This window comes from Streptomyces rimosus (assembly GCF_008704655.1).
Classification (GTDB): domain Bacteria; phylum Actinomycetota; class Actinomycetes; order Streptomycetales; family Streptomycetaceae; genus Streptomyces; species Streptomyces rimosus.
The window spans coordinates 1,701,769-1,726,721 of the sequence record NZ_CP023688.1 but is presented as its reverse complement, the minus strand read 5'-3'; the positions used below and the strand labels follow the sequence as shown (position 1 = coordinate 1,726,721).

The 24,953-nt window shown below is 74.1% G+C and carries 25 protein-coding genes; 14 read left to right on the top strand and 11 right to left on the bottom strand.

The annotated features are described in order from the left end of the window. Positions 1-184 precede the first annotated feature (184 nt). Positions 185-2,086: a CocE/NonD family hydrolase gene (locus CP984_RS07015; RefSeq protein WP_003981789.1), complete on the top strand. Its 1,902-nt coding sequence runs from the start codon at positions 185-187 to the stop codon at positions 2,084-2,086. Between the two features lie 42 nt (positions 2,087-2,128). Here CP984_RS07015 and CP984_RS07010 read toward each other — a convergent pair whose 3' ends face one another. From CP984_RS07010 to CP984_RS07000, 3 genes are all read right to left on the bottom strand, one after another. Continuing rightward, positions 2,129-2,323, bottom strand: coding sequence for a ferredoxin (locus CP984_RS07010; protein WP_003981788.1), 195 nt, complete (start codon positions 2,321-2,323; stop codon positions 2,129-2,131). 49 nt (positions 2,324-2,372) lie between these two features. After that, positions 2,373-3,560: a cytochrome P450 gene (locus CP984_RS07005; RefSeq protein ID WP_003981787.1), complete on the bottom strand. Its 1,188-nt coding sequence runs from the start codon at positions 3,558-3,560 to the stop codon at positions 2,373-2,375. 287 nt (positions 3,561-3,847) lie between these two features. Then, on the bottom strand, positions 3,848-4,456 hold the full coding sequence (locus CP984_RS07000; RefSeq protein WP_003981786.1) for a TetR/AcrR family transcriptional regulator: 609 nt from the start codon (positions 4,454-4,456) through the stop codon (positions 3,848-3,850). A gap of 44 nt (positions 4,457-4,500) precedes the next feature. Between CP984_RS07000 and CP984_RS06995 the strand changes: the two genes are divergently transcribed. From CP984_RS06995 to CP984_RS06975, 5 genes are all read left to right on the top strand, one after another. Continuing rightward, positions 4,501-5,472: a DUF2867 domain-containing protein gene (locus tag CP984_RS06995; RefSeq protein WP_003981785.1), complete on the top strand. Its 972-nt coding sequence runs from the start codon at positions 4,501-4,503 to the stop codon at positions 5,470-5,472. 45 nt (positions 5,473-5,517) lie between these two features. Next, positions 5,518-6,279 (top strand): 4'-phosphopantetheinyl transferase family protein, encoded by a 762-nt coding sequence (locus tag CP984_RS06990; RefSeq protein WP_003981784.1) that lies wholly within the window; start codon positions 5,518-5,520, stop codon positions 6,277-6,279. Positions 6,280-6,679: 400 nt separating this feature from the next. Next, the gene (locus tag CP984_RS06985; RefSeq protein ID WP_003981783.1) at positions 6,680-8,170 is read left to right on the top strand and encodes a CoA transferase; all 1,491 of its coding nucleotides are present in this window, start codon (positions 6,680-6,682) and stop codon (positions 8,168-8,170) included. 87 nt (positions 8,171-8,257) lie between these two features. Continuing rightward, complete coding sequence (locus CP984_RS06980) at positions 8,258-8,800, top strand: GNAT family N-acetyltransferase (protein WP_003981782.1); 543 nt, start codon at positions 8,258-8,260, stop codon at positions 8,798-8,800. Next, the gene (locus tag CP984_RS06975) at positions 8,800-9,177 is read left to right on the top strand and encodes a glyoxalase superfamily protein (RefSeq protein ID WP_003981781.1); all 378 of its coding nucleotides are present in this window, start codon (positions 8,800-8,802) and stop codon (positions 9,175-9,177) included. Before CP984_RS06980 ends, CP984_RS06975 begins: the two co-directional genes overlap by 1 nt. Positions 9,178-9,208: 31 nt before the next feature. Here the strand turns inward: CP984_RS06975 and CP984_RS06970 are convergent, their stop codons facing one another. Beyond that, positions 9,209-9,544 (bottom strand): DUF6204 family protein, encoded by a 336-nt coding sequence (locus CP984_RS06970; protein ID WP_003981780.1) that lies wholly within the window; start codon positions 9,542-9,544, stop codon positions 9,209-9,211. A 151-nt stretch (positions 9,545-9,695) separates the two neighbouring features. On the opposite strand from CP984_RS06970, the gene CP984_RS06965 reads away from it, so the two are divergent. The 6 genes from CP984_RS06965 to CP984_RS06940 all read left to right on the top strand — a co-directional run bounded on the left by CP984_RS06965 (position 9,696) and on the right by CP984_RS06940 (position 16,619). After that, positions 9,696-10,601 (top strand): arginase family protein, encoded by a 906-nt coding sequence (locus CP984_RS06965; RefSeq protein WP_003981779.1) that lies wholly within the window; start codon positions 9,696-9,698, stop codon positions 10,599-10,601. Positions 10,602-10,721: 120 nt separating this feature from the next. Beyond that, positions 10,722-12,725, top strand: coding sequence for a DUF5107 domain-containing protein (locus CP984_RS06960; protein WP_003981778.1), 2,004 nt, complete (start codon positions 10,722-10,724; stop codon positions 12,723-12,725). Between the two features lie 124 nt (positions 12,726-12,849). Next, complete coding sequence (locus CP984_RS06955) at positions 12,850-13,203, top strand: peptidase inhibitor family I36 protein (RefSeq protein WP_003981777.1); 354 nt, start codon at positions 12,850-12,852, stop codon at positions 13,201-13,203. An 83-nt stretch (positions 13,204-13,286) separates the two neighbouring features. Further along, entirely contained in the window at positions 13,287-14,207 is a 921-nt protein-coding gene (locus CP984_RS06950) for an aminoglycoside adenylyltransferase family protein (protein WP_078575378.1), read from the top strand. A gap of 17 nt (positions 14,208-14,224) precedes the next feature. Next, complete coding sequence (locus CP984_RS06945) at positions 14,225-15,091, top strand: methyltransferase domain-containing protein (protein WP_003981775.1); 867 nt, start codon at positions 14,225-14,227, stop codon at positions 15,089-15,091. Between the two features lie 160 nt (positions 15,092-15,251). Then, positions 15,252-16,619, top strand: coding sequence for a cytochrome P450 (locus CP984_RS06940; RefSeq protein ID WP_003981774.1), 1,368 nt, complete (start codon positions 15,252-15,254; stop codon positions 16,617-16,619). Between the two features lie 12 nt (positions 16,620-16,631). Here the strand turns inward: CP984_RS06940 and CP984_RS06935 are convergent, their stop codons facing one another. Both CP984_RS06935 and CP984_RS06930 read right to left on the bottom strand, forming a co-directional pair. Beyond that, positions 16,632-17,780, bottom strand: a complete 1,149-nt coding sequence (locus tag CP984_RS06935) for a terpene synthase family protein (RefSeq protein WP_003981773.1) — start codon at positions 17,778-17,780, stop codon at positions 16,632-16,634. Further along, a complete protein-coding gene (locus CP984_RS06930; RefSeq protein WP_003981772.1) occupies positions 17,777-18,457 on the bottom strand; it encodes a hypothetical protein in 681 nt (226 codons plus the stop codon). Before CP984_RS06930 ends, CP984_RS06935 begins: the two co-directional genes overlap by 4 nt. 229 nt (positions 18,458-18,686) lie before the next feature. Between CP984_RS06930 and CP984_RS06925 the strand changes: the two genes are divergently transcribed. Further along, positions 18,687-19,610, top strand: a complete 924-nt coding sequence (locus CP984_RS06925; protein WP_003981771.1) for an NADP-dependent oxidoreductase — start codon at positions 18,687-18,689, stop codon at positions 19,608-19,610. A 27-nt stretch (positions 19,611-19,637) separates the two neighbouring features. Here the strand turns inward: CP984_RS06925 and CP984_RS06920 are convergent, their stop codons facing one another. From CP984_RS06920 to CP984_RS06900, 5 genes are all read right to left on the bottom strand, one after another. Next, positions 19,638-19,988: a VOC family protein gene (locus CP984_RS06920; protein ID WP_003981770.1), complete on the bottom strand. Its 351-nt coding sequence runs from the start codon at positions 19,986-19,988 to the stop codon at positions 19,638-19,640. Between the two features lie 118 nt (positions 19,989-20,106). Continuing rightward, positions 20,107-21,288: a CapA family protein gene (locus tag CP984_RS06915; RefSeq protein ID WP_003981769.1), complete on the bottom strand. Its 1,182-nt coding sequence runs from the start codon at positions 21,286-21,288 to the stop codon at positions 20,107-20,109. A gap of 149 nt (positions 21,289-21,437) precedes the next feature. Further along, positions 21,438-22,253 (bottom strand): class I SAM-dependent methyltransferase, encoded by an 816-nt coding sequence (locus CP984_RS06910; protein ID WP_003981768.1) that lies wholly within the window; start codon positions 22,251-22,253, stop codon positions 21,438-21,440. A gap of 81 nt (positions 22,254-22,334) precedes the next feature. Then, positions 22,335-23,816 (bottom strand): bifunctional phosphatase PAP2/diacylglycerol kinase family protein, encoded by a 1,482-nt coding sequence (locus tag CP984_RS06905; protein ID WP_030184989.1) that lies wholly within the window; start codon positions 23,814-23,816, stop codon positions 22,335-22,337. A 135-nt stretch (positions 23,817-23,951) separates the two neighbouring features. After that, positions 23,952-24,395 carry a CBS domain-containing protein gene (locus tag CP984_RS06900; RefSeq protein ID WP_003987153.1) on the bottom strand — a complete coding sequence of 148 codons (444 nt, stop codon included), beginning with the start codon at positions 24,393-24,395 and terminating at the stop codon, positions 23,952-23,954. 267 nt (positions 24,396-24,662) lie between these two features. Between CP984_RS06900 and CP984_RS06895 the strand changes: the two genes are divergently transcribed. Then, complete coding sequence (locus CP984_RS06895; protein WP_003987154.1) at positions 24,663-24,947, top strand: DUF6158 family protein; 285 nt, start codon at positions 24,663-24,665, stop codon at positions 24,945-24,947. Positions 24,948-24,953: the final 6 nt, after the last annotated feature.

The window sequence follows — 24,953 nt, the reverse complement described above, 5'->3', positions numbered from 1 at the left end:
ACGGGTGGTCCGGCGGGCCGGGATCCGGCTGTTCGTGCAGCCCATCGAGTGGTTCGGGCGGAGCCTTCCGGACGGACCCGGCACGGCCGGGAGACAATCCGCGTTGACACCTCTGTTACCCGTGTCACACCATGAGCCGGCCGTTACCGACCGCTTGGTACGGCGTGCCGTTGTGGAGGTCTGCGTGCCCAGCGTGTCCAGTGCCCTGCCCGGGGCCGCGTCCCGGCCCGTCCGGCGCGCGGCGCGCACCCGTTCCGCGCGGCTGCCCGTCACCGCCTCCGTGTGCCTCGCCGCGTGCGCCGCCCTCCTCGGGCCGGTCACGGCCGCCGGTCCGGCCGGCGCGGCGGGCCCCCGGCAGCCCGGTTACGCCGTCACCCCCCTGAAGCTGCCGGTACGGGCCGGCGGCCGTGACTGCAATCTGGACGCCGACCTGTACCGCCCCACCGGGGTGGACGCCTTGCACCCGGCACCCGCCGTCGTGACCACCAACGGCTTCGGCGGCAGCAAGTCGGACGGCTCCACCGACGCCATCGCCCGCGCCTTCGCCTCCCGCGGCTATGTCGCGCTGGCCTACTCCGGCCTCGGCTTCGGCCGGACCGGCTGCCCGATCTCCCTGGACGACCCGCGGATCGACGGACGGGCGGCGAGCCAGATCCTGGACTTCCTCGCCGGGCAGCGGGCGGCCAAGAACGGCGTCCGCGTCGACTTCGTCACCAAGGACGGCCCGCGCGACCCGCGGGTGGGGATGTTCGGCGGCTCGTACGGCGGCGCGATCCAGCTGGCCACCGCGTCGGCGGACGAGCGCCTGGACGCCCTGGTCCCGCTGATCACCTGGCACGACCTCACGTACGCGCTGGCGCCGAACAATGCCGATCGCACTTCCGGCGTCGCGGGGCCGGCCCCGGGGGCGTACAAGCACCAGTGGACCAACGGCTTCTACCTCATCGGCGAGGCCCAGGGCCTGCTGCACCCGCGTCTGGACCCGTCCCGGGGCGGCGGCGCGGGCTGTGTGCACTTCGTCGCGCCGGCGTGCGAGCTGAAGAAGCGGCTGAACTCCAACCGCTATCCGTCCGCCCCCACGGAAGCCGCGCTCGACTATGCGCGCAGCGTCTCCCCGACCTCCTACCTCGCCACGGTCCGCACGCCCACCCTGCTCGTCCAGGGGCAGGCGGACACCCTCTTCAACCTCAACGAGGCCGCCGCGACGTTCGAGACCCTGCGGGCCCAGGGCACCGACACCGCGATGATCTGGCAGTCCTGGGGCCACAGCGGCGGCATGACCGACCCGGCGCCCGGAGAACTCGACCTGGGCAAGGGGAACTTCGACACCAGTTACGTGGGCCGGCGCACCCTCGCCTGGTTCGGCCGCTATCTGCGCCGGGAGTGGGACACCGACACCGGCCCGGCCTTCGCCTACTACCGCGACTGGGCGGCCCATGGCCCTGCCTACGCCGCCTCGGAGGTCTACCCCGTCGGCATCCCGCGGCGGCTGTACCTGTCCGGCGACGGCAAGCTGGTGGACAACCCGGCGGACGTGGCCACCGGCAGCCGCCACTACCGCAACTGGCGGGTCGCGTCGAGCCATTCGGAAAGCTCGCTGGCCGCCCTGATGAAGCTGCCGAACCCCAAGCCGTACGACACCCGGGGCACCTACCTGGACTGGGCGTCCGAGCCGGTGCGCGGGCGGCCCGTGGACGTGGTCGGCTCGCCCCGCGCCACCCTCCGCGTCCATTCCCCCGACGCCGAACGCACCCAGCACTCCGACGACGCGGCCGACCGGCTGCTGCTCTTCCTCAAGCTCTACGACGTCGCACCGAACGGTGGCAAAACCCTCGTGCACCGCCTGGTGGCCCCCGTCCGGGTGCCCGACGTCACCAGGGAGTTCACCGTCAACCTGCCCGCAATCGTCCACCGCTTCGCGCCGGGCCACCGGCTGCGGCTGGTCATGGCCGCCGGCGACACCGCGTACTTCGGCAACCGGGGCAGCAAACAGGTGACCGTAAGCAGCACGCGCGCACGGACGGGCACGCTGGATCTGCCGGTGGTGGGGGAGGGGGTGGAGGGGCTGGACGACGACCTGCCGTAGTGCGGGCCCGGCTTGGCGCGCCGGGCCCGGGTGCGGTGACCGTCAGTCGTCCGTGACCGCGATCGCCTGAACCGGACAAGCGCGGGCGGCCTCGCGTACGAGCGGGTCGCCCGTGCCGTCCTCGCGGCCGGGCAGCAGGGTGCTGAAACCGTCGTCGTCCTGGGTGAACACCCCCGGCGCGGTCAGCACGCACTGGCCCGAGCCGATGCACACGGACGTATCGATGTCGATCTTCATGGTGGCTCTCCTCCGTTGACGGGTACAGGGTGTGGGCGGCGGTCCGCCGCTACCAGGTGACGGGCAGTTCGACCAGGCCCTGGAGGGCGTGGGCGGGTTTGACGGGTATCTCGGCGGCGGGCACCGCCAGGCGCAGACCGGGGAAGCGGGCGAAGAGCGCCCCGAAGGCGATCTCCATCTCCGCGCGGGCCAGGTTCTGGCCCAGGCACTGGTGGACGCCGAAGCCGAAGGCGACGTGGTGGCGGGCGGAGCGCTCCCAGTCCAGGGTGTCCGGCGAGGCGTAGGCGGCGCCGTCCCGGTTGACGACCGAGGTGGAGAAGATCACGCCGTCGTCCGCCCGGATCGTCACGCCGCCGATCTCGATGTCCTCGGTCGCCACCCGCACCATGCCGTCGGCGATGGACAGGAACCTCAGCAGCTCCTCGACCGCGGCCGGGAGCAGCGACGGGTCGGCGCGCAGGGCGGCGAACTGCTCGGGGTGTTCCAGCAGCGTGAAGGTGCCCAGGGACAGCATGTTGGAGGTGGTCTCGTGGCCGGCCACCAGCAGCAGCATGGCCATCCGGACCAGTTCGCGGTGGCCCAGCTCGCCGGAGTCCAGCCGCTCGGCGATCAGCTCGTCCAGCAGGCCGTCGCCCGGCTCCTTCCGTTTGCGCTCCACCAGGGCGGTGAAGTAGTCCTCCAGCTTGTCGCGGGCCTCGGTGACCTCCTGCGGGTCGGCGCTCTGCAGGAGCGTCCGGGACAGGCCCTCGAACAGCTCGTGGTCGGCGTACGGGACGCCGAGGAGCGCGCAGATCACCATGGACGGCACCGGCAGCGCGAAGGCGGACACCAGCTCGGCGGGCGGGCCCTGCTGCTCCATGGCGTCCAGCAGCCGGTCCACGATCTCCTGGATGCGGGGGCGCAGCGCGGCGGCGCGCTTGACGCTGAAGCTCGGTATCAGCATCCGGCGCTGGGTGTTGTGTTCGGGGTCGTCGACGCCCAGCAGCGGGGTCCGCACCTTGCGCAGCGTCTCGAAGCGCGGGGCGGGGGAGGGGAACGCCGGATTCTGCCGGTCGGCGGACAGGCGCGGGTCGGTGAGCAGCGCCCGCGATTCGGCGTGCCCGGTCACCACCCAGGCGGGGCGCCCGTCGTAGAGCGTCACGCGGGACAGGGGGCGGCTGTCGCGCAGGGGCTGGTAGCCGGCGGGCGGGTCGTAGGGACAGGTCCGGTCCTGCGGGAAGGGCAGCGCCTCGGTCATGGGACCTCCAGGTGGGAAGGTGCGTGGCGGTGCGGCCGTCGGACTCCTTCGACAAGGCTGGCGGACGGTGGGTCGGGAGGAGATAAGGGCTGGGGGAGGAGAGGCGGGAGTGAGGGGTGGGAGTGGGGGGTGGGGCGGGTGGTCCGCTCCGGACCACTCCACTTCATGCCCCATGCACGTAATACGTCTACGCGCAGACCGGCCAATTCCGGCCGCGCGACGGCGTGCCGCGGGGCATCGGACCGCGGCGGGCGGAGAGCATCGTTCCACCGCCGGCGGACACCGGATCAGTCCTGGTGGAGCAGGGTGTCGAGCACCGAGTCCAGGTAGCCGTCGCGGTCGGGCCCCTGAGGGAGACTTCCCGGGACGGCGTGGCTCAGCTGGGTGTGGCCGAGATACGCCGTATACGCGAGCAGGCCCCGGCGGCGGGCCTCGGCCTCCGGGAAGCCCAACGCGGCGAACAGTTCGGCCAGATGGCCGACGCGGCGGTCCGTCACCCGCCGCAGGGCCGCCGCCACGCGCGGGTCCGCGGCCGTGGCCAGCAGCGCGACCTCCAGCGGGTCGTCGGCCGACGCCGCGGTCGCGTACGCGAACAGGGCGCGCAGCCGCCGCTCCGGGTCGGGTTCGGCCGCCAGCTCCGTGATGACCGCTTCGGTGTGCGACTGCTCCCAGAGCTCCAGCGCGGCGTCGACCAGCGCCTCCCGGTTGGCGAAGTGCCAGTAGAAGCTGCCCTTCGTGGTGCCGAGGCGGGCGGCGATCGGCTCCACGGCCACCGCGGCCAGGCCGCCTTCGCCGATGGCCGCGAGGGCGGCTTCGGCCCAGTCCCGCGCGGTCAGCCGGCGGCGGGTGCCCTTCGGCTTCGTACGGTCCCCGGTTCGCTGTGGCGCCATGACCATACGCTACCGTACGGTCAACATACGCAACCGTATGGAGGTGCCCGATGCGCACGGTCCGCGATGTCCACGCACGCACCATCGACGCTCCGGCCGGGAAGGTCGGCGCCCTGCTCGACCGGCTGGCGGGCGACGACGACCCGCTCTTCCCGGTGCCGGTGTGGCCCGCCATGCGTTTCGACCGCCCGTTGGGCACCGGCGCGACCGGCGGCCACGGCTTCGTCCGCTATCGCGTCACGGCCTATGAGCCGGGGCGCCGCGTCCGCTTCGGCTTCCCCGACGGCGGCCACCACGCCTTCGAGGTCACCCCGCTCGACGCCAAGAGCTGCCGGGTGACGCACGTCCTGGAGCACGGGCACCGGGGCGCCCGCCGTCTGGCTTGGCCGCTGGCCGTCCGGTGGCTGCACACCACCGTCGTCGAAGAGGTCCTCGACAACGTCGAGCGCGCGGCCACCGGCACGGTCAGCGCCCCGGTCCGCCGGTCCCCGTATGTCCAACTGCTCAATCGCCTCCTGTGGGACCGCCCCACCGCCGTCGGCCTCCCCGCCGGCGCCCGGCTGGCCCGTACCGCCTTCGCGCGCACGGACTTCGAGGACGCCTGGCAGCTGCCGCTGCCGCCCGGGATGCCGCGCGACCCGGCGGCCTGGAAGGGCGTGCTGCGCGGCGCGTTCCCCGAGCAGGGCCGCGCCACGACCGCGGACGGCGGCGAACTCCTGCTCGGCAAGGACGCCCGCCACCTGGACTTCCGGGCGTCGATCCTGGTCGAGAGCCCCGCCGCGGGGGTGGACGGGCGCACGGTGGGCCACGGCGGCCGGGTGACGCTGAGCACCGTCGTGCGGACCCATCACGCGGGCGGGCGGCTCTACTTCGCGCTGGTCCGGCGTGTGCACCCGGTCCTCGCGCGTGCGATGCTCCGCCGTACGCACCGCCGGCTGGCGCTGGCCGCACCGAGCGCGGGGGAGCGCGAGTGGGCCGCGCGCGCCCCTCGGGCCGGGTACGGTCACCGGACACGGCCGTAACGGTGCCGGGCGGACGGGCGACATGAGAACGAGGGAGTACGACCGATGACCACGGGCGATACCTGGGCCCCGAGTGACGAGTGCGGCGCCGCGCGGCCCGCCCTGATACCCGAGGTGTACGACTCGGCCGCGCTGCCGGGGCCGCTGCCGGCGGACGGCCCGCCGGCGGTGTCGCTGTGGCTGGTGCGCACCGTGCCCGAGGCCGGGCTGCACGACACCGCGGTGCTGGACGCGGGCGAGCGCAAGCGCACCGCCGCGTTCGTCCGGCCCGGCGACCGCGACACCTACGCCACCTCGCACAGCGCGCTGCGCCGCCTGCTCGGCGCGTACCTGGACCGCGACCCGGCCGCGCTCCGTTTCGTACGCGAACCCTGCCCCTGCTGCGACGAGCCGCACGGACGGCCCGCGCTCGCCGGTGCCGGGATGCCGCTGCACTTCTCGCTCTCGCACACCGGCGACATGGCGCTGATCGGCTTCGCGCGCACGCCCGTGGGCGTGGACATCGAGAAGCCGGCGTCGCCCCGGACCGTGGCCGAGGTGTCGGGCATGCTGCACCCGCAGGAGCGCGCGACGCTCGACGCGCTGCCGGAGGCCGGCCGCCCGGCCGCCTTCGCGCGCTGCTGGACCCGCAAGGAGGCGTGCCTGAAAGGCAAGGGCAGCGGCCTGGCGGGCGACCTGATGACCACGACGCTGGTCGGCGCGGGGCCGGTACCGATCCCGGTGCCCGGGTGGGAGATGGCGGACGTGACGGTACCGGACGGGTACGCGGCGGCCTGCGCGGTCCGTACGGGGGGCGTCGGGGGCTGACCGGGGGCGGCGGGATCGGCGGGATCGGTGGGTCCCGTCGGCCCGCCGTGTAGTTGGGCCGTTTTGGCGGCCTGCGGTGGTGGTGCGTAGGGCGAGCGGCGGGGCTGACCGGGGACGGCAGATCTGTGGGTCCCGTCGGCCCGCCGTGTAGTTGGGCCGTTTTCGGTGGCCTGCGTGGTGGTGCGTGTGGCGAGCGGCGGGGCTGACCGGGGACGGCGGATCTGTGGGTCCCGTCGGCCGGCCGCGCAGTCGGTCCGTTTTCGGCAGCGCACGCGGTGGTGCGTATGGCGGGCGGCGGGACCGACCGGGATGCCGGGGATCACCGGGACCCGTCGGCCCGCCGCGTAGTTGGGCTGTTTTTGACCGACGCCGTACCGCACCGGATGCCACACTTTCGTGCATGACGCACATACATCCGGGCGGTACGGCGGACGGCGCGGAAACCGGCGTTCCGGACCAGGTCGCCCGTGGCGGTGCCGCCGCCACGGGCCTGGTCTGGGCGGCGCTCGGCGGAGACCCCGCCCTGCCGGAACGCGTCACCTACGGCGGCCCGTCCGACGCGGCCGAGGACCTGCTCGCCGCCCGGCTCCCCGTCCTTCCGGCGGCCCGCTCGGCCGTCGCCGTCTGCGCGCTCGCCGCCGCCGAGCTGACCGCCCGCCGCACCGGGCGCGCCGTGCCGCACGTACACGTGGACGACGGCGCCGTCACCACCGCCTTCCGCAGCGAACGCCACCTGCGGATCGACGGCCGCGCCCCCTCGGCCTTCGCGCCGCTCTCGCGCTTCTGGCGGACCGCCGACGGCTGGGTCCGCACCCACGCCAACTACCCGCACCACCGCGCCCGGTTGCTCGCCGCACTCGGACTGCCCGGGACGGCGGACGCGGCGGACGTGGCGGCCGAACTCGCGGAGCGGCGCGCGGCGGAGGCCGAGGAGACCGTGTACGCGGCGGGCGGGCTGGCCGTCGCCGTCCGTACGCCGGGCGCGTGGGCCGCCCACGCGCAGGGCGCCGCGATGGCCGCCCGGCCCCTGCTGACCCTGGAGAGCATCGGCGCTGGGGCCCCACCGCGCCGCCTCACCGCGCTCGACGGCGACCCGGACCCGCTGCTCCCGGCCGCCGGACTGCGGGTGCTGGACCTGACCCGGGTGATCGCCGGGCCGGTCGCCACCCGCACCCTCGCGCTCCTCGGCGCCGATGTCCTGCGCCTCGACGCGCCCCATCTGCCGGAGAGCCCGGACGCCCACGCCGACACCGGCTTCGGCAAACGCTCGGCCACGCTCGACCTCGGTTCCCGTGCCGGACGCGCGGCTCTCGACGCCCTCCTCGCCACCGCCGACGTGGTCGTCACCGGCTACCGGCCGGGCGCCCTGGACCGGTTCGGCCTGGCGCCCGAGGTCCTGGCGGAACGCCGGCCGGGCCTGGTCGTCGCCCGGCTGTCCGCCTGGGGCGGCCACGGGCCGTGGGGCGGACGGCGCGGCTTCGACAGCCTGGTGCAGGCGGCCACCGGTATCGCCGTCATCGAGGGGGACACGGACGGCACCCCGGGCGCGCTGCCCGCCCAGGCCCTGGATCACGGTACGGGCTATCTGCTGGCCGCGGCGGTGCTGCGCGCCCTGACCGAACAGTCCCGTACGGGCGGTACGCGGCTGGCCACCCTCGCCCTGGCCCGGACCGCCACCTGGCTGCTCGACGAGGTCCCCCGGCCGGACCCCGCCCCGCGGCCGACCGCCACCCGGCCGTACGACCCCGCCCGCTGCCTCACCGATTCGCCCAGCCCCCTCGGCCCCCTCCGCCACGCCCTCCCGCCCGTCGCCTTCGAGGGCGGCCCGCGCAACTGGCACCGCCCGCCGGGACGCTTGGGGGCCGACGCTCCGGCCTGGGAGGACCGCTGACCCGGCGGGCCCGGAAGCACGCCCCGCGGCTCGCGCGCCCCGCCGGAATGCCTGGCGCGGCGGCTCGTCACTTCGTACGATCGGACGATGGGTGACGATCATTACCTCGCCACCGGTCCGCGGGTCGGCATCCGGCACTTCACCGCGGCGGACCGGACGGAGTTCACGGCGCGGGCGCGCGAGAGCGTGCCGCTGCACCGGCCGTGGCTGTCGCCACCGGTCACCGACGCGGCGTACGACGGCTACTTCGCCAAGCTCCAGGAGCCGACGCGCGAAGGGTTCCTCATCTGCGAGCTGGAGACCGGCGGCATCGCGGGATTCCTGACGGTCAACAACATCGTGTACGCCGCCTTCCGCAACGGCGCGGTCGGATACGGCGCGTTCGCGCACGCCGCCGGGCGCGGCCTGATGAGCGAAGGGCTGCGGCTGGCCATGCGGTACGCCTTCGACGAGCTGGGGCTGCACCGCCTGGAGATCAACGTCCAGCCGGACAACGAACGCTCCGTGGCCCTCGCCCGGCGCGCGGGCTGCCGTCTTGAGGGATACTCACCGGACTTCCTGTTCATCGACGGCGCCTGGCGGGACCACGAACGCTGGGCGATCACGAGCGACATGTTCGAGGCGGCCTGATGTCCGAGATCACCTTCCGGCACCCCGTCCCGGTGCTGCGCGTCTTCGACGTGCCCAAGGCGCACGAGTTCTACCTCGGCTACCTGGGCTGCGCCGTCGACTGGGAGCACCGCTTCGCGCCGGAGCTGCCGCTGTACACGCAGGTGTCCCGCGGCGGCCTGGTCCTGCACCTGTCCGAGCACCACGGCGACGGGACGCCCGGCTCGGTGGTGTACACGGAGCTGTCCGGCGTGCGCGCGCTGCACGCCGAACTGTCGGCCAAGGACTATCCGTTCCTCAGCCCCGGCCTGGAGGAGGACGGCGAGATCGGGCTGACGCTGACCCTCACCGACCCGTTCGGGAACCAACTGCGGTTCAACGAGCCGCCCGCGCGGTGAGCGGGCTCCCGGCCCCGAAGGCCGGCCGGACTCAGCGGCCCTTCCGGTTGATCTTCATGGTGTCCATGTCGGTGGCCGAGGAGCGCAGGTCCCGGTAGCCGTACCCGGCCGCGGTGAGCGCCGCCTCCGCCTTCTCCTCGGCGAGGGCGGCCGCCAGCTCCTCGCCGTCCGCCGCGTCCGAGACGATCACGTACCGGTAGGTGAACGAGCGCAGCGTGGCGTCGTAGACGAGCGAGCCCTCGGGTGTGAACCGGTGCTGCGCCAGGCCGTGCTGGTCCGCCTCGGCCAGCAGCTTCGCCCTGGCCCCGTCGGTCAGGCCGTCCCACCGTCCGCGCACGATCACCCGGTAGGTGTGCTGCGTCGCCATCGCCGTGTCCCTCATTCCGTTGCCTTCGTATCGATGCGCCCGCAACGGTACGACACGGCGCCCGGCCGCGCGCCTCCTTTTCCGGCGCCACCGACCCCCGCCACTCCGGAAAACCGTTGCCTCACGGCTCCCGGTGCGATGAGATGGCCGGATGCGCCGCATCGTGCTCCTCGACGCCCCCTCCAACCTGGGCCTCCGCCCGCCCGCGCCGGGCACCGTCCCCGGCTGCTACAAGCTGGCGGGCGCGCTGCGCGAACAGGGCCTGCTGCGGCGGCTCGGCGCCCTCGAAGGCGGCGTCGTCGTACCGCCCCGCTACGACCTGAACGGCTGGAAGGAGGGCGACGGCGACTTCAACGCCGCCGCCATCGCGGACTACACCCGCCGGCTCGCCGCCCGCGTCGAGACGCACGTACGCGCGGGCGAGTTCCCCGTCCTGCTCGGCGGCGACTGCTCCATCCTCCTCGGTGCCGTCCTCGGCCTGCGGCGCACCGGCCGCTACGGCGTCGCCTACCTCGACGGGCACGCCGACTTCCGGCACCCCGGCAACACCGGCCGCAACGGCCCCGTGGGCGCCGCGGCGGGCGAGGGCACCGCCCAGATCACCGGCCGCGGCCAGGCCGACCTCACCGGCATCGACGGCCTCGCACCGTACGTACGCGACACCGACCTGCACCTTCTCGGCATCCGCGACAACGACGAGGACCGCCCGGAACTGACCGGCCTGGGCATCTCCCACCGCACGGCCTCCGAGATCAGGGAACAGGGACCGGCCACCGTCGCCCGCAAGGTCCTGCGCGATCTCCAGGACACCGCCCCGGACGGATTCTGGATCCACCTGGACGCGGACGTGCTCGACCCGAGCGTCATGCCCGCAGTGGACAGTCCCGACCCCGGCGGGCTGCTCACCCCCGAACTGCACGACCTGCTCGCGCCGTTGGCCGCCTCCCCGCGCTGTGTGGGACTCGACCTCGCCATCTACGACCCGGACCTCGACCCCGAAGGCACCGGCGCCGCGCTCCTCGCCGGTCTGCTCGAAAGCGTCCTCGCGCAGCCCTGACCGTACCTGGCTTCAATAGGCCCTGTTCAGGGGCGCGCCGACAGGGTTCCATGGTCAACAGGCGGCCACCGCACCCGAGGTGGCCCGGTACAACCATGCGAGGCAGCAGTGGCCACGAGTGTGCGACGCACGACCCTGACCCTTCCCGCGGCGCCCGTCGGCCCGGTCAGTCCGCTGCCCGCCGTACGGACCCCCGGCGACGTGCACCGCGTCGAGCTGTCCGAGGATCTGGACCTGCCGCCCGACATGGCCCGCCAGCTCCGCTACGCGCCGCTGGACTCGCTGCTGCCCGAGAGCGTCCGCGACGGGTACGGAAGGACCCGAGCCGACACCGCCCTCGACGCGCTGGTCATCGAGAACGACCGGCTGCGCGCCACTGTCCTGCCCGGCCTCGGCGGCCGCGTCCACTCCCTCCACCACAAGCCCACCGGCCGCGAACTGCTCTACCGCAACCCCGTCCTGCAGCCCGCCAACTTCGCGCTCAACGGCGCCTGGTTCTCCGGCGGCATCGAGTGGAACATCGGCGCCACCGGCCACACCGCCCTGTCCTGCGCCCCGGTGCACGCCGCGACCGTACCGGCGCCCGACGGCGGTGAGATGCTGCGCCTGTGGGAGTGGGAGCGGCTGCGCGACCTCCCCTTCCAGGTGGACCTCTGGCTCCCGGAGGGCTCCGACTTCCTGTACGTCGGCGTACGCATCCGCAACCCCCACCTGAACGCGGTCCCCGCCTACTGGTGGTCCAACATCGCCGTACCCGAGGACGAGCACACCCGCGTCCTCGCCCCGGCGGACGCCGCATGGCACTTCGGCTACGAACACCGCCTGCGCCGCATCCCCGTCCCCGAGTCGGACGGCGCCGACCGCACCTACCCGCTGCGCAGCGAATTCCCCGCCGACCACTTCTACGACATCCCGGACGGCGAGCGGCGCTGGATCACCTCGCTCGACGGCTCTGGACACGGCCTGGTCCACACCTCCACCGACACACTGCGCGGCCGCAAACTGTTCCTGTGGGGCGCCGGCCGCGCCGGACGCCGCTGGCAGCAGTGGCTCACCGAACCCGGCACCGGCGGCTACGCGGAGATCCAGGCGGGCCTGGTCCGTACGCAGCTGGAGCACGTACGGCTCGACGGCGGCGCGGAGTTCGCCTGGCTGGAGGCGTACGGACCGCTCGCCGCCGACCCGGCCGCCGTGCACGGTACGGACTGGGCGGCGGCCCGGCGCGAGGTCGGCGACCGGCTCGAAGCGGCCCTGCCGCGCGCAGAGGTCGACGCGGCCTTCGCCGCCTGGCGGCCGCACGCCGACCTCGAACCGAAGGAAACACTGGCCACCGGCTCCGGCTGGGGCGCGCTGGAACGCGCGCGCACCGGCCACGACCTGCCCGGCACCCCCTTCGCCGAATCCACCATCGGCCCCGAACAGCGTCCCTGGCTGGCGCTGCTGCACACCGGCGACTTCCCGCGCGATGCCGGCGTGCCCACCGCACCCCTCGTCTCCGCGCCCTGGCGCGACCTGCTGGAGTCCGCGCCGCCCGGACCGGCCACCGACTACCACCTCGGCATCGCCCAGTGGCACGCGGGCGACCGGGCCCAGGCCGTCCGCAGCTGGGAACGGGCCCTCGCACACGGCACGGACTGCCGGCCGCTGTACTGCCTCGCCGTCGCCGAGGAGACCGAGGGGGAGACGGCGCGGGCGGCCCAGCGCTACGCCGAGGCGCTGGCCTGCGTAACCGACGACGAGACGGGGCCGGAGCACACCGCGCCGCTGCTCCCGGCCCTGGTCCGGGCCGCGGTTCCCGCACTGCTCGCCGCCGGACGGACCGACGAGGCCGCCGCCGCCCTTGACCGCATCCCGGCAGCCGCCCGTACGAACGGCCGCTTCGCCCTGCTCACCGCCCAAGTCGCCCTGGCCCGGGGCGACGCCCCGGCCGCCCGGGCCGTCTTCGACCGCGGCTTCGAGGTCCCCGACCTCCGCGAGGGCGACGAAACCCTCAGCGACACCTGGTACGCCATCGCCGACCGCCTCACCGCGGGCACCGGCCCGGTGACCCCCGCCGTCCACGCCAAGGCCCGTGCGGAACACCCGCTTCCGGAGCGCTACGAATTCCGGATGCGGGAGGTGTGAGACGCGTCGCCGACGGCCCGGCACGCCATTGATCCTTTAGGGTGAGACGGCCGCGGCGGTGATCACCGCTCCGCTTCGCGGCGAACGTCAACCAAACGGAAATGTACGGAGTACGGGGGTTTCCATGTCTCCTCTCAAGACCCTGGTCCGCTCCACGGGCGTGCTGGCCGCCGCGGGCTGTCTCGGCTTCACGGTCATGTCCGCGCCCGCGCAGGCCGCGAGCGGCGCGTGCGAGCAGAACCACGTCTGCCTCTGGTCGGGGAAGAACTTCACCGGCACGTCCGGCAAGATCGCCGCGCAGCCCGGCAAGTGCTACAACAGCCGTTCCGTGCCGGCGCAGTCGATGAACAACAACACGCGGTACTTCCTGCGCACGTTCCCCAAGGCCAACTGCAAGGGCCACGGCTGGACGATGAACTGGGGCACGAAGTCCAACGACCTTCCCCAGGGCGTCATGAGCTTTATGCCCGTCAAGTGAGCTGACCGCCAGCCGTCAGCCACCACTCAGCGGCGCGCCGGAAATCGCGTGCCGCTGGGCGGGCGGTGTCCGACACTGACGCGATGGATCAACTCGCGCAGACCGCCGGACTCGTCAGCGACGTCCTCGGTCCGGACCTCCTCGGCACCTACCTCCACGGCTCCGCCGTGCTCGGCGGCCTCGCTCCGGCCAGCGACCTGGACGTACTGGCCGTCACGCGGCGGAGCCTGGACGACCGGCAGCGTCGCGCGCTCCTCGCGGGCCTGCTGGAGATCTCCGGCCTCACGGCCGCCGTCCGGCCGGTCGAACTCACCGTCGTCGTACAGTCCGAGGTCCGCCCCTGGCGGTTTCCGCCGACCGGGGACTTCCTGTACGGCGAGTGGCTGCGCGACACACTCCGGGCGAGCGGACCCCCGATGCCCGAGCCGATGCCCGATCTGGCCCTGGTGCTCACGATGGTCCTGGCGGGCGACCACCCCCTCACCGGTCCACCGCCCGCCGAACTCCTCGACCCCGTCCCGCACCCCGACCTCGTCCGGGCGAGCGTCGAAAGCATCCCCGGACTCCTCGCCGACCTGGCCGACGACACCCGCAACGTCCTCCTGACCCTGGCCCGCATCTGGACCACCCTCGCCACAGGCCACGTCGTGCCCAAACACACCGCCGCCGACTGGGCCCTCACCCACCTCCCCGCCCAACACCGCCCCGCCCTCCAGCACGCCCGTGACCTGTACCTCACCACCCTTTACGAGGACGAGGTCTGGCCCCGAGAGCTGATGGAGCAGGTGCGTCCGCACGTGGACGAGGTGCTGGCCCGCACGCTGGCGCTTCGCCGGCACCCCCTGGACACTGTTCCTGTCGGATCCGCCTGGGCGAAGGGGGCTGTGATGGGGCATCGGCAGGAGCAGAACGGGCAGGTCGGCGGGGATTTCGCGAGTCCTGGGGAGCCGGGGAGTCCGATGCCACAGGACGATACGCCGGCGGAGGACGAGGACGACGAGTAGCGCGGTCCGGTACCGGCATGGTGGACGCGGTGGCGCTGCGGCGGGGGTGCGTGGCGGCGATCGACGGGTACGGCGGTGGGTACTTCCACGAGCGTGACTGGCTGCGGGCGGCGTTCCTGGAGGTGCCGCGCGAGCACTTCGTACCGGACCGGGTGTGGTGGCCCACCCGGCGGGACGGGCGCTTCCCGCTGCTGGACCGGAACGAGCGGCCGGGGCAGTGGCTCAAGGCCGTCTACCGGCCCCTCGCCGCGCTGATCACGCAGATCGACGACGGGCGGGTGCGCCCCGAGGACGGGCCGGCCGCAGAGGGGTGTTTCACCAGTTCCGTCTCCTGCAGCGCGGTCATCGTCGACATGCTGCACCACCTGGACCCGCAGCCGCACGAGCGGGTGCTGGAGATAGGCACGGGCAGCGGCTACACCACCGCCCTGCTGGCCCGCCGCGTCGGCGCCGCCAACATCGTCACCGTGGAGATCGACCCCGACCTGGCCCGGCGGGCCGCCGGCAATCTCGACGCCCTCGGCCTGGCCCCGCACGCCGTGGTCGGCGACGGCGAGGGCGGCTACGCGGCTGCCGCGCCGTACGACCGGATTCTGTCCACGGCCGCCGTCCGTCACATACCGGCCGCCTGGCCTCGTCAGGTACGCCCCGGTGGGGTGATCATCACGCCGATCGACACCCCGTACAACACCGACGCCCTGCTCAGACTCGTCTGCGACGGGCAGGGCAACGCCACCGGCCGTCTCATCAAACCCGTCACGTTCATGAAGACGCGCGCCCAGCGGCCCCGCCGCTCCTACGGAGAGCTGGGCTGGCCCGGGTGGAGCGAGCACCGCGTCACCGTCGGGGCGGACGGGCAGCGCATCGACATGGGCAGGCCGTGAGCTGACGGGGACACGCCCCGTATGGCCCGGTGTGGCTGGGCGGGCAGGGCGGCGGCACCCGCATAGGGTGCGGTGCGGGCGTGCTCGGCGTGATCACGCCTGCGCGTGCCGCCCGGCCGCGTCCGCCACACCGCGCCGCGGAAGAGCGAAGAGCACCGTCATGGCGAGCCGTACCCGTATCGATACGCCTGGTCGTAACGAGCACCGGCTGCACACCGTCCCCCTGCGCCATGTCCTCGGCGGCCTGCGGGCGGGTGGTCCGCTGGGGCTGATGGAACGTACCGGGCGCCGGTCGCAGGGCGCGCTGACCCGGCTGGAGCTGGGCGCCTTCCGGCCCTTCCTGGTCACCCACCCCGATCATCTGCGGCACGTCCTGCGCGACCACGGTGCGAACTACCGCCGGGGCACCGCGATGTGGAAGGCGATGGGGCGGCTGACGGGGATGGGGATCGCGGGCGAGGGGCCGCAGTGGCGGGCCAGCCGTGAGCTGTGGTGCCGGGGACTGTCGGGCGGTGCGCACGTCTTCGCCGACGGGACGGCCGACGCGGTCGCCGGGGCGGTGGCGGACCTGGAGCGGCGGGTGGCGGCGGGCGCGACGGTGGACGCGCTGACGGAGATGACCCGTGTCGTGCTCCGGGTCGTGAATCCGGCGTTCTTCGGCTCGCGCATTCCGCAGGGGGAGTGCGACCGGCTCGCCGCGGCGGTCGCCGTCGCGTTCGACTCGCTGCTGTGGCGCATGGCGCTGCCTTTCGTACCGCTCGCCGTGCCGTTGCCGGGCGATCGCGCCTTCACCCGCGCCACCCGTACGGTCAACGGCATCCTGCTGCCGCTGATCCGCCGGGCACGGCACGCGCACCACCGCGGCCCGGACCTGATGAGCACGCTGCTCGACGGGGCGGACGCGGACGGCCGGGCGCTGGGCGACGCGCATGTGGCCCAGGACATCGTGGCCATGTTCGTGGCGGGTTCGGAGTCCAGCGCCCTGACGCTGACGTGGGCCTGGGTCGCCCTCGCCGGGCATGCCGACATCGCGGCGGAGGTGCGCCGGGAGGCCGACGCGGTGCTCGGCGGCGGGCCGCCCCGGCCCGAGCACGCCCGCCGGCTGGTGTTCACCCGGAGGGTGCTGGCCGAGGTCTGCCGCCTGTACGCGATGGCGTGGGCGGTGCCGCGGACGGCCGTCGCCGAGGACGTCATCGGCGGGGTGACCGTTCCGGCCGGCGCCACGCTGGTGCTGTCCCCGTACCTGACCCACCGGCTGCCCGCCTTCTGGGAGCGGCCGCTGCGCTTCGACCCCGGCCGTTTCACCGACGAGCGCGTACGGGGCCGGCACCCGCTGGCGTACCTGCCGTTCGGCGACGGACCCCACCAGTGCGTCGGCCAGTCGTTCTTCTTCCAGCAGGCGGCCCTCGTCGTGGCCACGATGATGAGCCGTTTCCGTATCGCCGTGCCGACGCCGGCCGAGCCCAGGGCCGCGGTCGCGCTGCGCCCGCGGAGCCGTGTCGATCTGGCGCTCACCCCGCGCGGCTGACGGCGGGCGGCCTCAGAACCGGTCCCACCACCAGGCGATGGACGGGATCGGCGGCGGCGCGTCGGCGCGCGGCGCGGCCGGGGTGAAGGAGCCGGTGGTACGGACGGCGCCGGGGTGGCGGCCGTCGGGGTTGGTGTAACGTCCGGCGCGCAGGCCCCATTCGAGGTTGCCGCGGATCAGGTGGGAGAGGTGGCCGAGGTAGCGCCGCAGCGGCTCCTGCGCTCCGGGCAGCACCTGATCCCGCAGCCGTACGAAGCGCAGGGTGAGCCGGTTGCACAGGTCGACGGCCGCGGCCGTCGCCGCTTCGAGGCCCAGGCCGTGTTCGGCGGCGAGGATGTCGACGATGTTCAGCCGGCAGCGTGCGGGCCTCGGGTCACGGGCGGCCAGCCAGCGTTCCTTGCCGTAGGAGAACAGGTCGTCGTCGAAGGCCGCAGTGGTGAAGGCCAGTTCACTGAGCGCGCGCACCACGGGCGCGTCCATCACCGCGCCGGGTATCTCCGCGCCGTCGACAATCTCCGTCCAACTGGTGGTCGCCGTACCGGCCGCGGTGTGCTGGCGCAGGTGGGCGTAGTCGTCCAGGGACGGCGTACGGTCGCCCAGACGGCAGCCGAACTCCCACAGAACGCCGAGAAACCAGGCGCGGTGCCCGTCCACCATGCGCCTGACCTGCACCGGTGTGCCTTCGGCACGACAGCGCGCCGCCAGGTCGCCGGCCGCTGCCAGGAACGGGTCCCGGTCGTCGCCCGGTACCGTCCCCGGCGCCTCCAGCACCCGCAGCAGGCGCGTGGCGAAGCCCGCGAAGTCCCCGGCGCGCAGGCTGGCCGGGCCCTCGTCGCAGTGCTGGTCGTCGAAGGCGAACATCAGCGCGCACCAGTCCACCGCCAGCTGGAGGCGGTCGCCCGGCGCCCGGGGCATGATGCGGCCGTAGAAGCCCCCGACGTCGTTGCCGGTCATCCGCACCCGCTGCGCGCCGTCCCGGCACAGGCCGTACCCGTTCAGCCAGTGCGCCGCGCGCGCGTTCAGCCGGCCGGCGTCCGGGTGGACGGCGCTGGGCAGCGGGCAGTAGCGCGGGGGGAGTACGACACGGACCTGCTCGGCGCCACCGTGCTCCTGTACGCCGACGGCGGCCCGGCCGAGGACACCGTCCCGCGTGCCCGTCACGGCAGGAGGGCGCGGGAAAGCGCCCGTGCCGCCTGGGCCACGTCACCACCGGCGGTGGCGTCGAACACCGTGCCCTGGCTGGGCAGCGGGCTGGTGCCGAAGGCGTCCTGGAGCGCGTTGTGCCCGGCGGTGCCCAGGCTCAGGGCGGCGGCGCCCTCGGCGGCGCCCTTGGCGAGATCGACCTTGGTCTTGCCCACGTCGAAGGCGAAGGAGAACAGCTCCACCGACTGCCGCGGCGCCCGGCCCGCCTTGGCGCCGTCGGCGGCGGCCGTACCGTTGGCCCGGTGGGAGCCGAAGTCGAACACCACGTCCGTGAAGGACACGCTCCGGCCCCCGGCCTTACGGAAGACGATCCCGCCGTCGGCGGGCACCGAGCCCTTGCTCAGGTCGAGGGCGAACTCGCCCTTGCTGATCGGCAGCCGCACACACCGGCGCCCGTCCGAATCGACGACGATGCCCGGGCTCTTCGCCTCCAGTGTGACTCCCTGGTCGGCCAGCGCCTGGGTGACGGCGGCCGTCGGACACAGGTCCGTCTGCGCCTTGCCGACCTTCACCTGGGGAGCGGGCAGCACGCTCGGCGTCACCCCGGCCGCCGCGCCCGCCCAGGACAGGACGCAGCCCCCGGCGGCCAGCGCACAGGCGGGCACGGCGATACGGATCCAGCGGGGCACAGACATGACCGACTCCCGTCGACGGCGGCGACCGGCGGTACGCCGCTGCGCTGACCGGCCTCCGTCCCGCACGGGCCGGCCTCCCTCCACGCGAACACACCGCCCGTCCCCCGCACTACCGGGCGCGGGCCACTCGGGTGACACGGCGCGGTGCGGGTACATGTGCGGGACCTGCGCGGATACCCGTGCGGGACCGGCGCGGACCCCTGCGGGGAACCACTTGGGAGGCACGACCATGAAGGCAGTCATCGCGCACAGCTACGGCGACCCCGACACGCTCACCTGGACCGATCAGCCCGACCCCAAGGTGGGGCCGGACTCGGTGCTGGTGCGGGTGAAGGCGGCCGGGGTGAATCCGGTGGACTGGAAGGTGCTGGCGGGATATCTCGATCCGATGATGGACGTGCACTTCCCGCTGATCCCCGGCTGGGACGTGGCCGGTGTCGTGGAGGCGGTCGGCCAGGACGCGACCGAGTTCGACGTCGGTGACGAGGTCGTCGGGTACGTACGCAAGGACGAGGTCCAGCACGGCACGTTCGCCGAGCTGGTCGCCGCGCCCGTACGGACCCTGGCACGCAAACCCGCGGCCCTCGACTGGCAGCAGGCCGCCGGGCTGCCGCTCGCCGGGCTCACCGCCCTCCAGTCCCTGGACCGGGTCGGCCTGGCCAAGGGGGAGACGGTGCTGGTACACGCCGCGGCGGGCGGCGTCGGATCGTTCGCCGTGCAGATCGCGGTGGCCCGCGGCGCCCGCGTCATCGGTACGGCCAGCGAGCGCAACCACGACTTCCTGCGCTCCCTGGGCGCCGAGCCCGTGACGTACGGCGACGGCCTGGCCGACCGGGTGCGGGAGGTGGCCCCCGACGGGGTGGACGCGGCCGTGGACTTCGTCGGCAACGGCGTCATCGATGTCTCGCAGGAACTGCTGCGGGACACCTCCCGCGTCGCCTCCATCGCCGACAGCGAGGTGAAGCAGAAGGGCGGGCACATGGTGTGGGTGCGGCCGGACCACGCTGGTCTGACGGCGCTGGGCGACCTGGCCGACGCCGGGAAGCTCACCGTGCACGTCGATACGGTGCTGCCGCTGTCCGAGGCGGCCGAGGCGTTCCGCCGCAGCCAGGAGGGCCGGACGCGCGGGAAGATCGTGCTGGAGGCATCCTGACGCCGGGCACGGCGCCGCCTCCGGGCGTCAGGCCGCCTTGCGGTCGACGTACTCGAAGACCGAGCCGTCGGGATGACGGGCGACGACGTTGCGGCCGATCGGCGTCGGCAGCGGGCCCGCGATGATCTGCGCGCCGACCGCCGTCAGGTCGGCCACCGCGTCGTCCACGTCCTCGACGGCGAGCGTCGCGGTGATCTTGCGGAGGACCGACAGCTGCGCCTCCGGACCGCTCATCAGGAAGAAGCAGCCGACGGCCGCGACCGAGACGCCACCGTGGTGGAAGCGCATCGCCTCGGCGCCGGTCAGTCGTTCGTAGACGCCGACCGCGGCGTCGAGGTCGGTCACGCACACCCGCAGCGAGGTCCCCAGAATGTCCATGGGGAAAGCGTAGTTGGGGTGCCGCGCCGAACGCGATCAGTTGCGGGATTCGCCCCCGGCCGACGCCCCGGCCCCCGGTCGGCAGGTCGGCAGGTCGGCAGGTCAGCCGGTCAACCGTTCAACCGGTCATCGTCAGGCCGTCGTCGGCGGCGCCCCGCGACAGGACCACGTCGCGGATGGCGTCGCGGGCGCGCGCGTAGGCGGAGCCGCGGGGCGCCGCCTCGGTCAGCGGGAGGACACGGAAGTCGCGGTCCACGTCCGTGAATTGCGGGATGAACTCCGCCTTGGTGACGTTCCAGCGGCCGCCCGCCGCGTGCGGCGGGGCGAAGGTGAAGCGGGCCATCGAGCTCTGGTTGCCGCGGGAGTCCACCGCGCCCTGCGGGTTGTACATGTAGCCCGCCAGCTGGTCGCCCATCCCGTAGACGACCCAGGTGCCGTTGACCTTCTCGTACGCCTGCGGGACGTGCGCGTGGGTGCCGATGATCAAGTCGATGTCGGGGCGGTCGCCGGTGCGGGCGGCGGTGAGGTCACGGGCGAGGGCGCGCTGTTGCCCGTCGGGTTCCTGCTGCCATTCGGTGCCCCAGTGGAGGCTGACCACGACCACGTCGGCGCCCGCCCGGCGGGCGGCCCGCGCATCGGTGAGGATCGTGTCCCGGTCGATCAGACCGACCGTCCAGGGCTGTCCTTCGGGTACGGCGATGCCGTTGGTGCCGTACGTGTACGCGAGCTGGGCGACCGTCGCCCGCCCGGCCTTGAGCAGAGCGGGACGGGCCGCCTCGTCGGCGGAACGGGCCGAACCGGCGTGCCGTACGCCCGCCGCGTCCAGGGCTCCCAGCGTGCGGCGCACCCCGTCGGCACCGGCGTCCAGGGTGTGGTTGGAGGCGGTGGAGCAGGAGTCGTAGCCGGTGGCCTTGAGGGCGGCGGCTACTTGCGGCGGGGACGTGAACGCGGGGTAGCCGGTGAAGGGTCCGCCGTCCGCGCCGTACACCGTCTCCATGTGGCAGATCGCCAGGTCGGCGCCGGACACCTGCGGGCGTACCCCGGCGAGCATGGGCCCGAAGTCGTAGCCGCGGCCGTGCGCGTCCTTGCGGGCCTGCTCGATGATCTCGGTGTGCGGGAGGACGTCGCCGGTGGCGAGGAGGGTGAAGCCGCCGGGCTCCGCGGCCCCGGCGGGCTGCCCCGGGGTGGCGCCGTGCCGTCCGGTGGCGGGCTGCTGGGGGCCGCATCCCGCCGCCAGGAGCGTCAGCGCCGCCAGGGCGGCCAGAGCGGCGGGAGCGGCCCGCCCGTGCGTGGGTCTCACGGATCTTTCCTACCGCCGCGAGGGCGATGCGGCGCGTCGGCCGTGGCGGTCGGGTCAGGGGGCCGCCGTACGGGCCCGTACGGACCCGGGCGCGGCCCCACCGTGCGGGCCCGGCCGCCATCAGGGCGCGACTGTCCGGGCGCGGACTCTCACACCCGGCACAGCACCTCCCCGTGCAGGACCCCGAACCAGCCGTCCTCCCGCGCGCCCCACTCCCGCCAGGCGGCGGCGATCCGGTGCAGCTCGTCCTCGGTGGCGTGGCCGCCGTCCACCGCCAGCCGGGCGTAGGAGGAGGCGACCGTGCGGTCCGCCCACAGGCCGCTCCACCAGGCGCGTTCCTCGGGGGCCGCATAGCACCAGGCGGTGGCGGTCGAGGTGATCGAGGCGTCGGCGAAGCCGGCCTCCCGCGCCCAGGCGCGCAGGCGCCGGCCCGCGTCCGGCTCGCCGCCGTTGGCGCGGGCCACCCGGTGGTAGAGGTCCAGCCAGCCGTCCAGCCCCTCGACCGCCGGGTACCAGGTCATGGCCGCGTAGTCGGCGTCCCGTACGGCCACCATGCCGCCCGGCTTCGTCACGCGGCGCATCTCGCGCAGCGCCTGTACCGGGTCGCCCACATGCTGGAGGACCTGGTGGGCGTGGGTGACGCAGAAGGAGGCGTCCGGGAAGTCCAGTGCGTGGACATCGCCGGTCACGAAGCGGACGTTGGCCAGGCCGCGCTCCTCGACCGTGGCCCGCGCCCGCTCCAGCACCTCAGGTGCCCGCTCCAGCCCGGTCACCCGGCCCTGCGGCACCAGCGCGGCCAGATCGGCCGTGATGGTGCCCGGGCCGCAGCCGATGTCCAGGATCTCCATGTGCGGCTTCAGCGCGCCCACCAGGTACGCGGCCGAGTTGGCCGCGGTGCGCCAGGTGTGCGAGCGCAGGACGGACTCGTGGTGGCCGTGGGTGTAGACGGCGGACTCGTGCGGCATGGCGGACGGCTCCTTCGCGCTCCCGGTCGGTGGGCCTCCTCACCGTACGCCGGGTGACCGCATCATGAGAATGCCATCTCGCTATTCGGGCAGCAGGCGGTAGACGGTCAACGCCTCGTTCTCCTTGCAGATCGTCAACTCGCGCGGGGCGTCCGCCACTTCACCGTCGTACGCCAGCACGCTGCCCTCCGTGAGCCCGCCGATCCGCAGCGAGCGCACCCGGGACTCGCTCAGTACGGGGGAGTGCCGCAGCGCGCCCGTCAGGGCCGCGGTCAGCAGCCGCGTACGGGCCAGCCGCCCGCCGTGCACCACCCGCACGTCCAGCACGCCGTCCGCCAGGTCGTGCCGCCGCACCGGCGCCAGGCCCAGCCCGCGGTACGCGCAGTTGCCCGCGAACAGCAACCAGACCTCCCGCCGCTTCCCGTTGACCTCCACCGTCACCGGGTCGGCCGTGCGCAGCACCTTCCAGGCCGCCAGCACCCCGGCCGGCCAGGCCCCGATCCGGCCCGCCCACTCCTCGCGCACCCGCACCAGCTCCGGGTACGCGCCGACGGAGAAGGTGTTGAGGAAGTACGTCGGGTCCCCGCCCCGCGCGGTACGGAAACCGGCCAGGTCCACCGCGACCGCCTCACCGCTGGTCACCGCGCGGGCGGCGTCCCCCAGGGTCTCGATGCCCAGGTCGTACGCGAAGTGGTTGCGGGTGCCGCCGGGCAGCACCGCCAGCGGCACGCCGTGCCGTACGGCGGCCGTCGCCGCGGCGCAGACCGTGCCGTCGCCGCCCAGCACCCCCAGCGCGCCGCCCGCCCGCTTGGCCTGCCCGGCGGCCTCCTCCAGCGCCTTGTCCATCGGCGGGCACTCCGGATCGCCGCACAGCACCACCTCGGCCTCCGGCAGCACGCTGCGCACCTCCTGCTCCCGGTCGGGGCGCGGCCCGGTGCGCTGCCCGGACGCGTGGTTGGCCACCACGAACAGCCCGCGGCCCCCGGGCAGCGCGGGCGCGTCGGCCGCCGGGCGCGCCGGGGGCGCCAGCTGTGCCCGGGTCGGCGCGAGCCCCCGTACGGCCAGCGCCGCGCCCACCCCGAGCGCGGCGCCCGCCAGCACGTCGCCCGGATAGTGCACACCGGTGTACACGCGGGAGAACGCGACGGAGGCGGCGACCGGCGCCAGGGCCAGCCCCCACCACTTGTTCTCGAACGCGACACCGGTGGCGAACGCCGCCGCCGAGGCCGCGTGGCCGGACGGGAAGGAGGTGGTGAACGGCTGGCGGCTCAGCTGCCGTATCACCGGCACGGCGTCCAGCAGCGGCCGGTCGCGGCGGACGGAGCGCTTGCCCAGGGTGTTGACCGTCGCCGACGCCGTCGCCAGCGAGGCCACACCGCGCAGCGCGGCCCGCCGCATCGGCCGTCCGCCCAGGACGGCGGCGCCCGCCGCGATGCCCATCCACAGGACGCCGTGGTCGGCGGTGCGCGTCAGCCGGGGCAGCACCCGCTGCGCGCCCGGCCAGTGCCGTGACGCCACGCTGTCGAAGATCCGGCGGTCCCATGTGCTCAGCAGCTTTCGCATGCGCCACCTGTACCCCAAAGGGCGGGGCGCAGACAGTAACGCCGACGTGCCCGGCATCATCCGCTTCATCCGCAACCGGCTCCTATCAGATCAATTCGGTCGAACAGGGGCGTGATTCCGGTACGGCCCCGGCCGTCAGACGCGGCCGGGGCCCATCGTGCCGCCGTCCGGGGCGGCCCGGCTGATGTCCGCGAGCGCCGAGTCCGGGTCCTGCGCGCGGGCCAGGTCGCCGATGCTGACCACGCCCACCGGCGTCCCGTTCTCCACCACCGGCAGCCGCCGCACCGCGTTGGCGCGCATCAGCGTCACCGCCTCGCTGATGTCGTCGTCGGGGGCCACGCAGACCGGCTCGGGCGTGCACACCGAGCGGCAGGACACGGCGAGCGGGTCGACGCCGTCGGCCACCGCCCGCAGCGTGATGTCGCGGTCGGTGACCACGCCCAGCAGTACGCCGTCCTGTGTCACCAGCACGTCGCCGATGTCCTGCGCGCGCATCAGCTGCGCCGCCTCCACGAGCGAGGCGTCCGGCTGGACCGCCGCGACGCCCGACGTCATGACGTCCCTCACGAACTGTGCCATGGCTGACCGCCTTGTCTCGGGTTCCGGTCGCCGCGCCGAGCGGAGGCCGGGCTCGTACGATCGAAGGAGGCGACCGGGCGGACCGGATGGCCACAGGTGCCAAAACGGCCCGCGGAGCCGGGGCCCGTCCTGGTAGTGAGTGGGGTGAGGAAGCCGAGTTCCATGTCCGCCTCCGGGGCTCGGGCCGGGCCTGCCGCCGGACGTGTCCGGGTGGTTGAGCCGCCGGGTACCCGAACGGAGGCACCCGACACGGAGGGAGAAGCCCCGATGCCGTCCCACGACACGCCCGCGGACGTTGTGCGGCCCGCGCAGGACCTGACCGCCACGCCCGGAGTCCCGCCCGCGCGCCTCGACGAACAGCAGCTGCTGCGCGAGCTGGAGACCATCCACCGCACCCGGCACGACACGCTGCTGCACGGCTCCAGCGACGCGCTCGCCACCCACAACGCACGCATGGCCGAACTGGAAGGCGAGTACCTGCGCCGCCATCCGCGCCGCTGGGTCGCCTCCGGGCGTACCCGCTCCGGCGCCCGCGCCCGTACCGGCGCCTGACCCGGG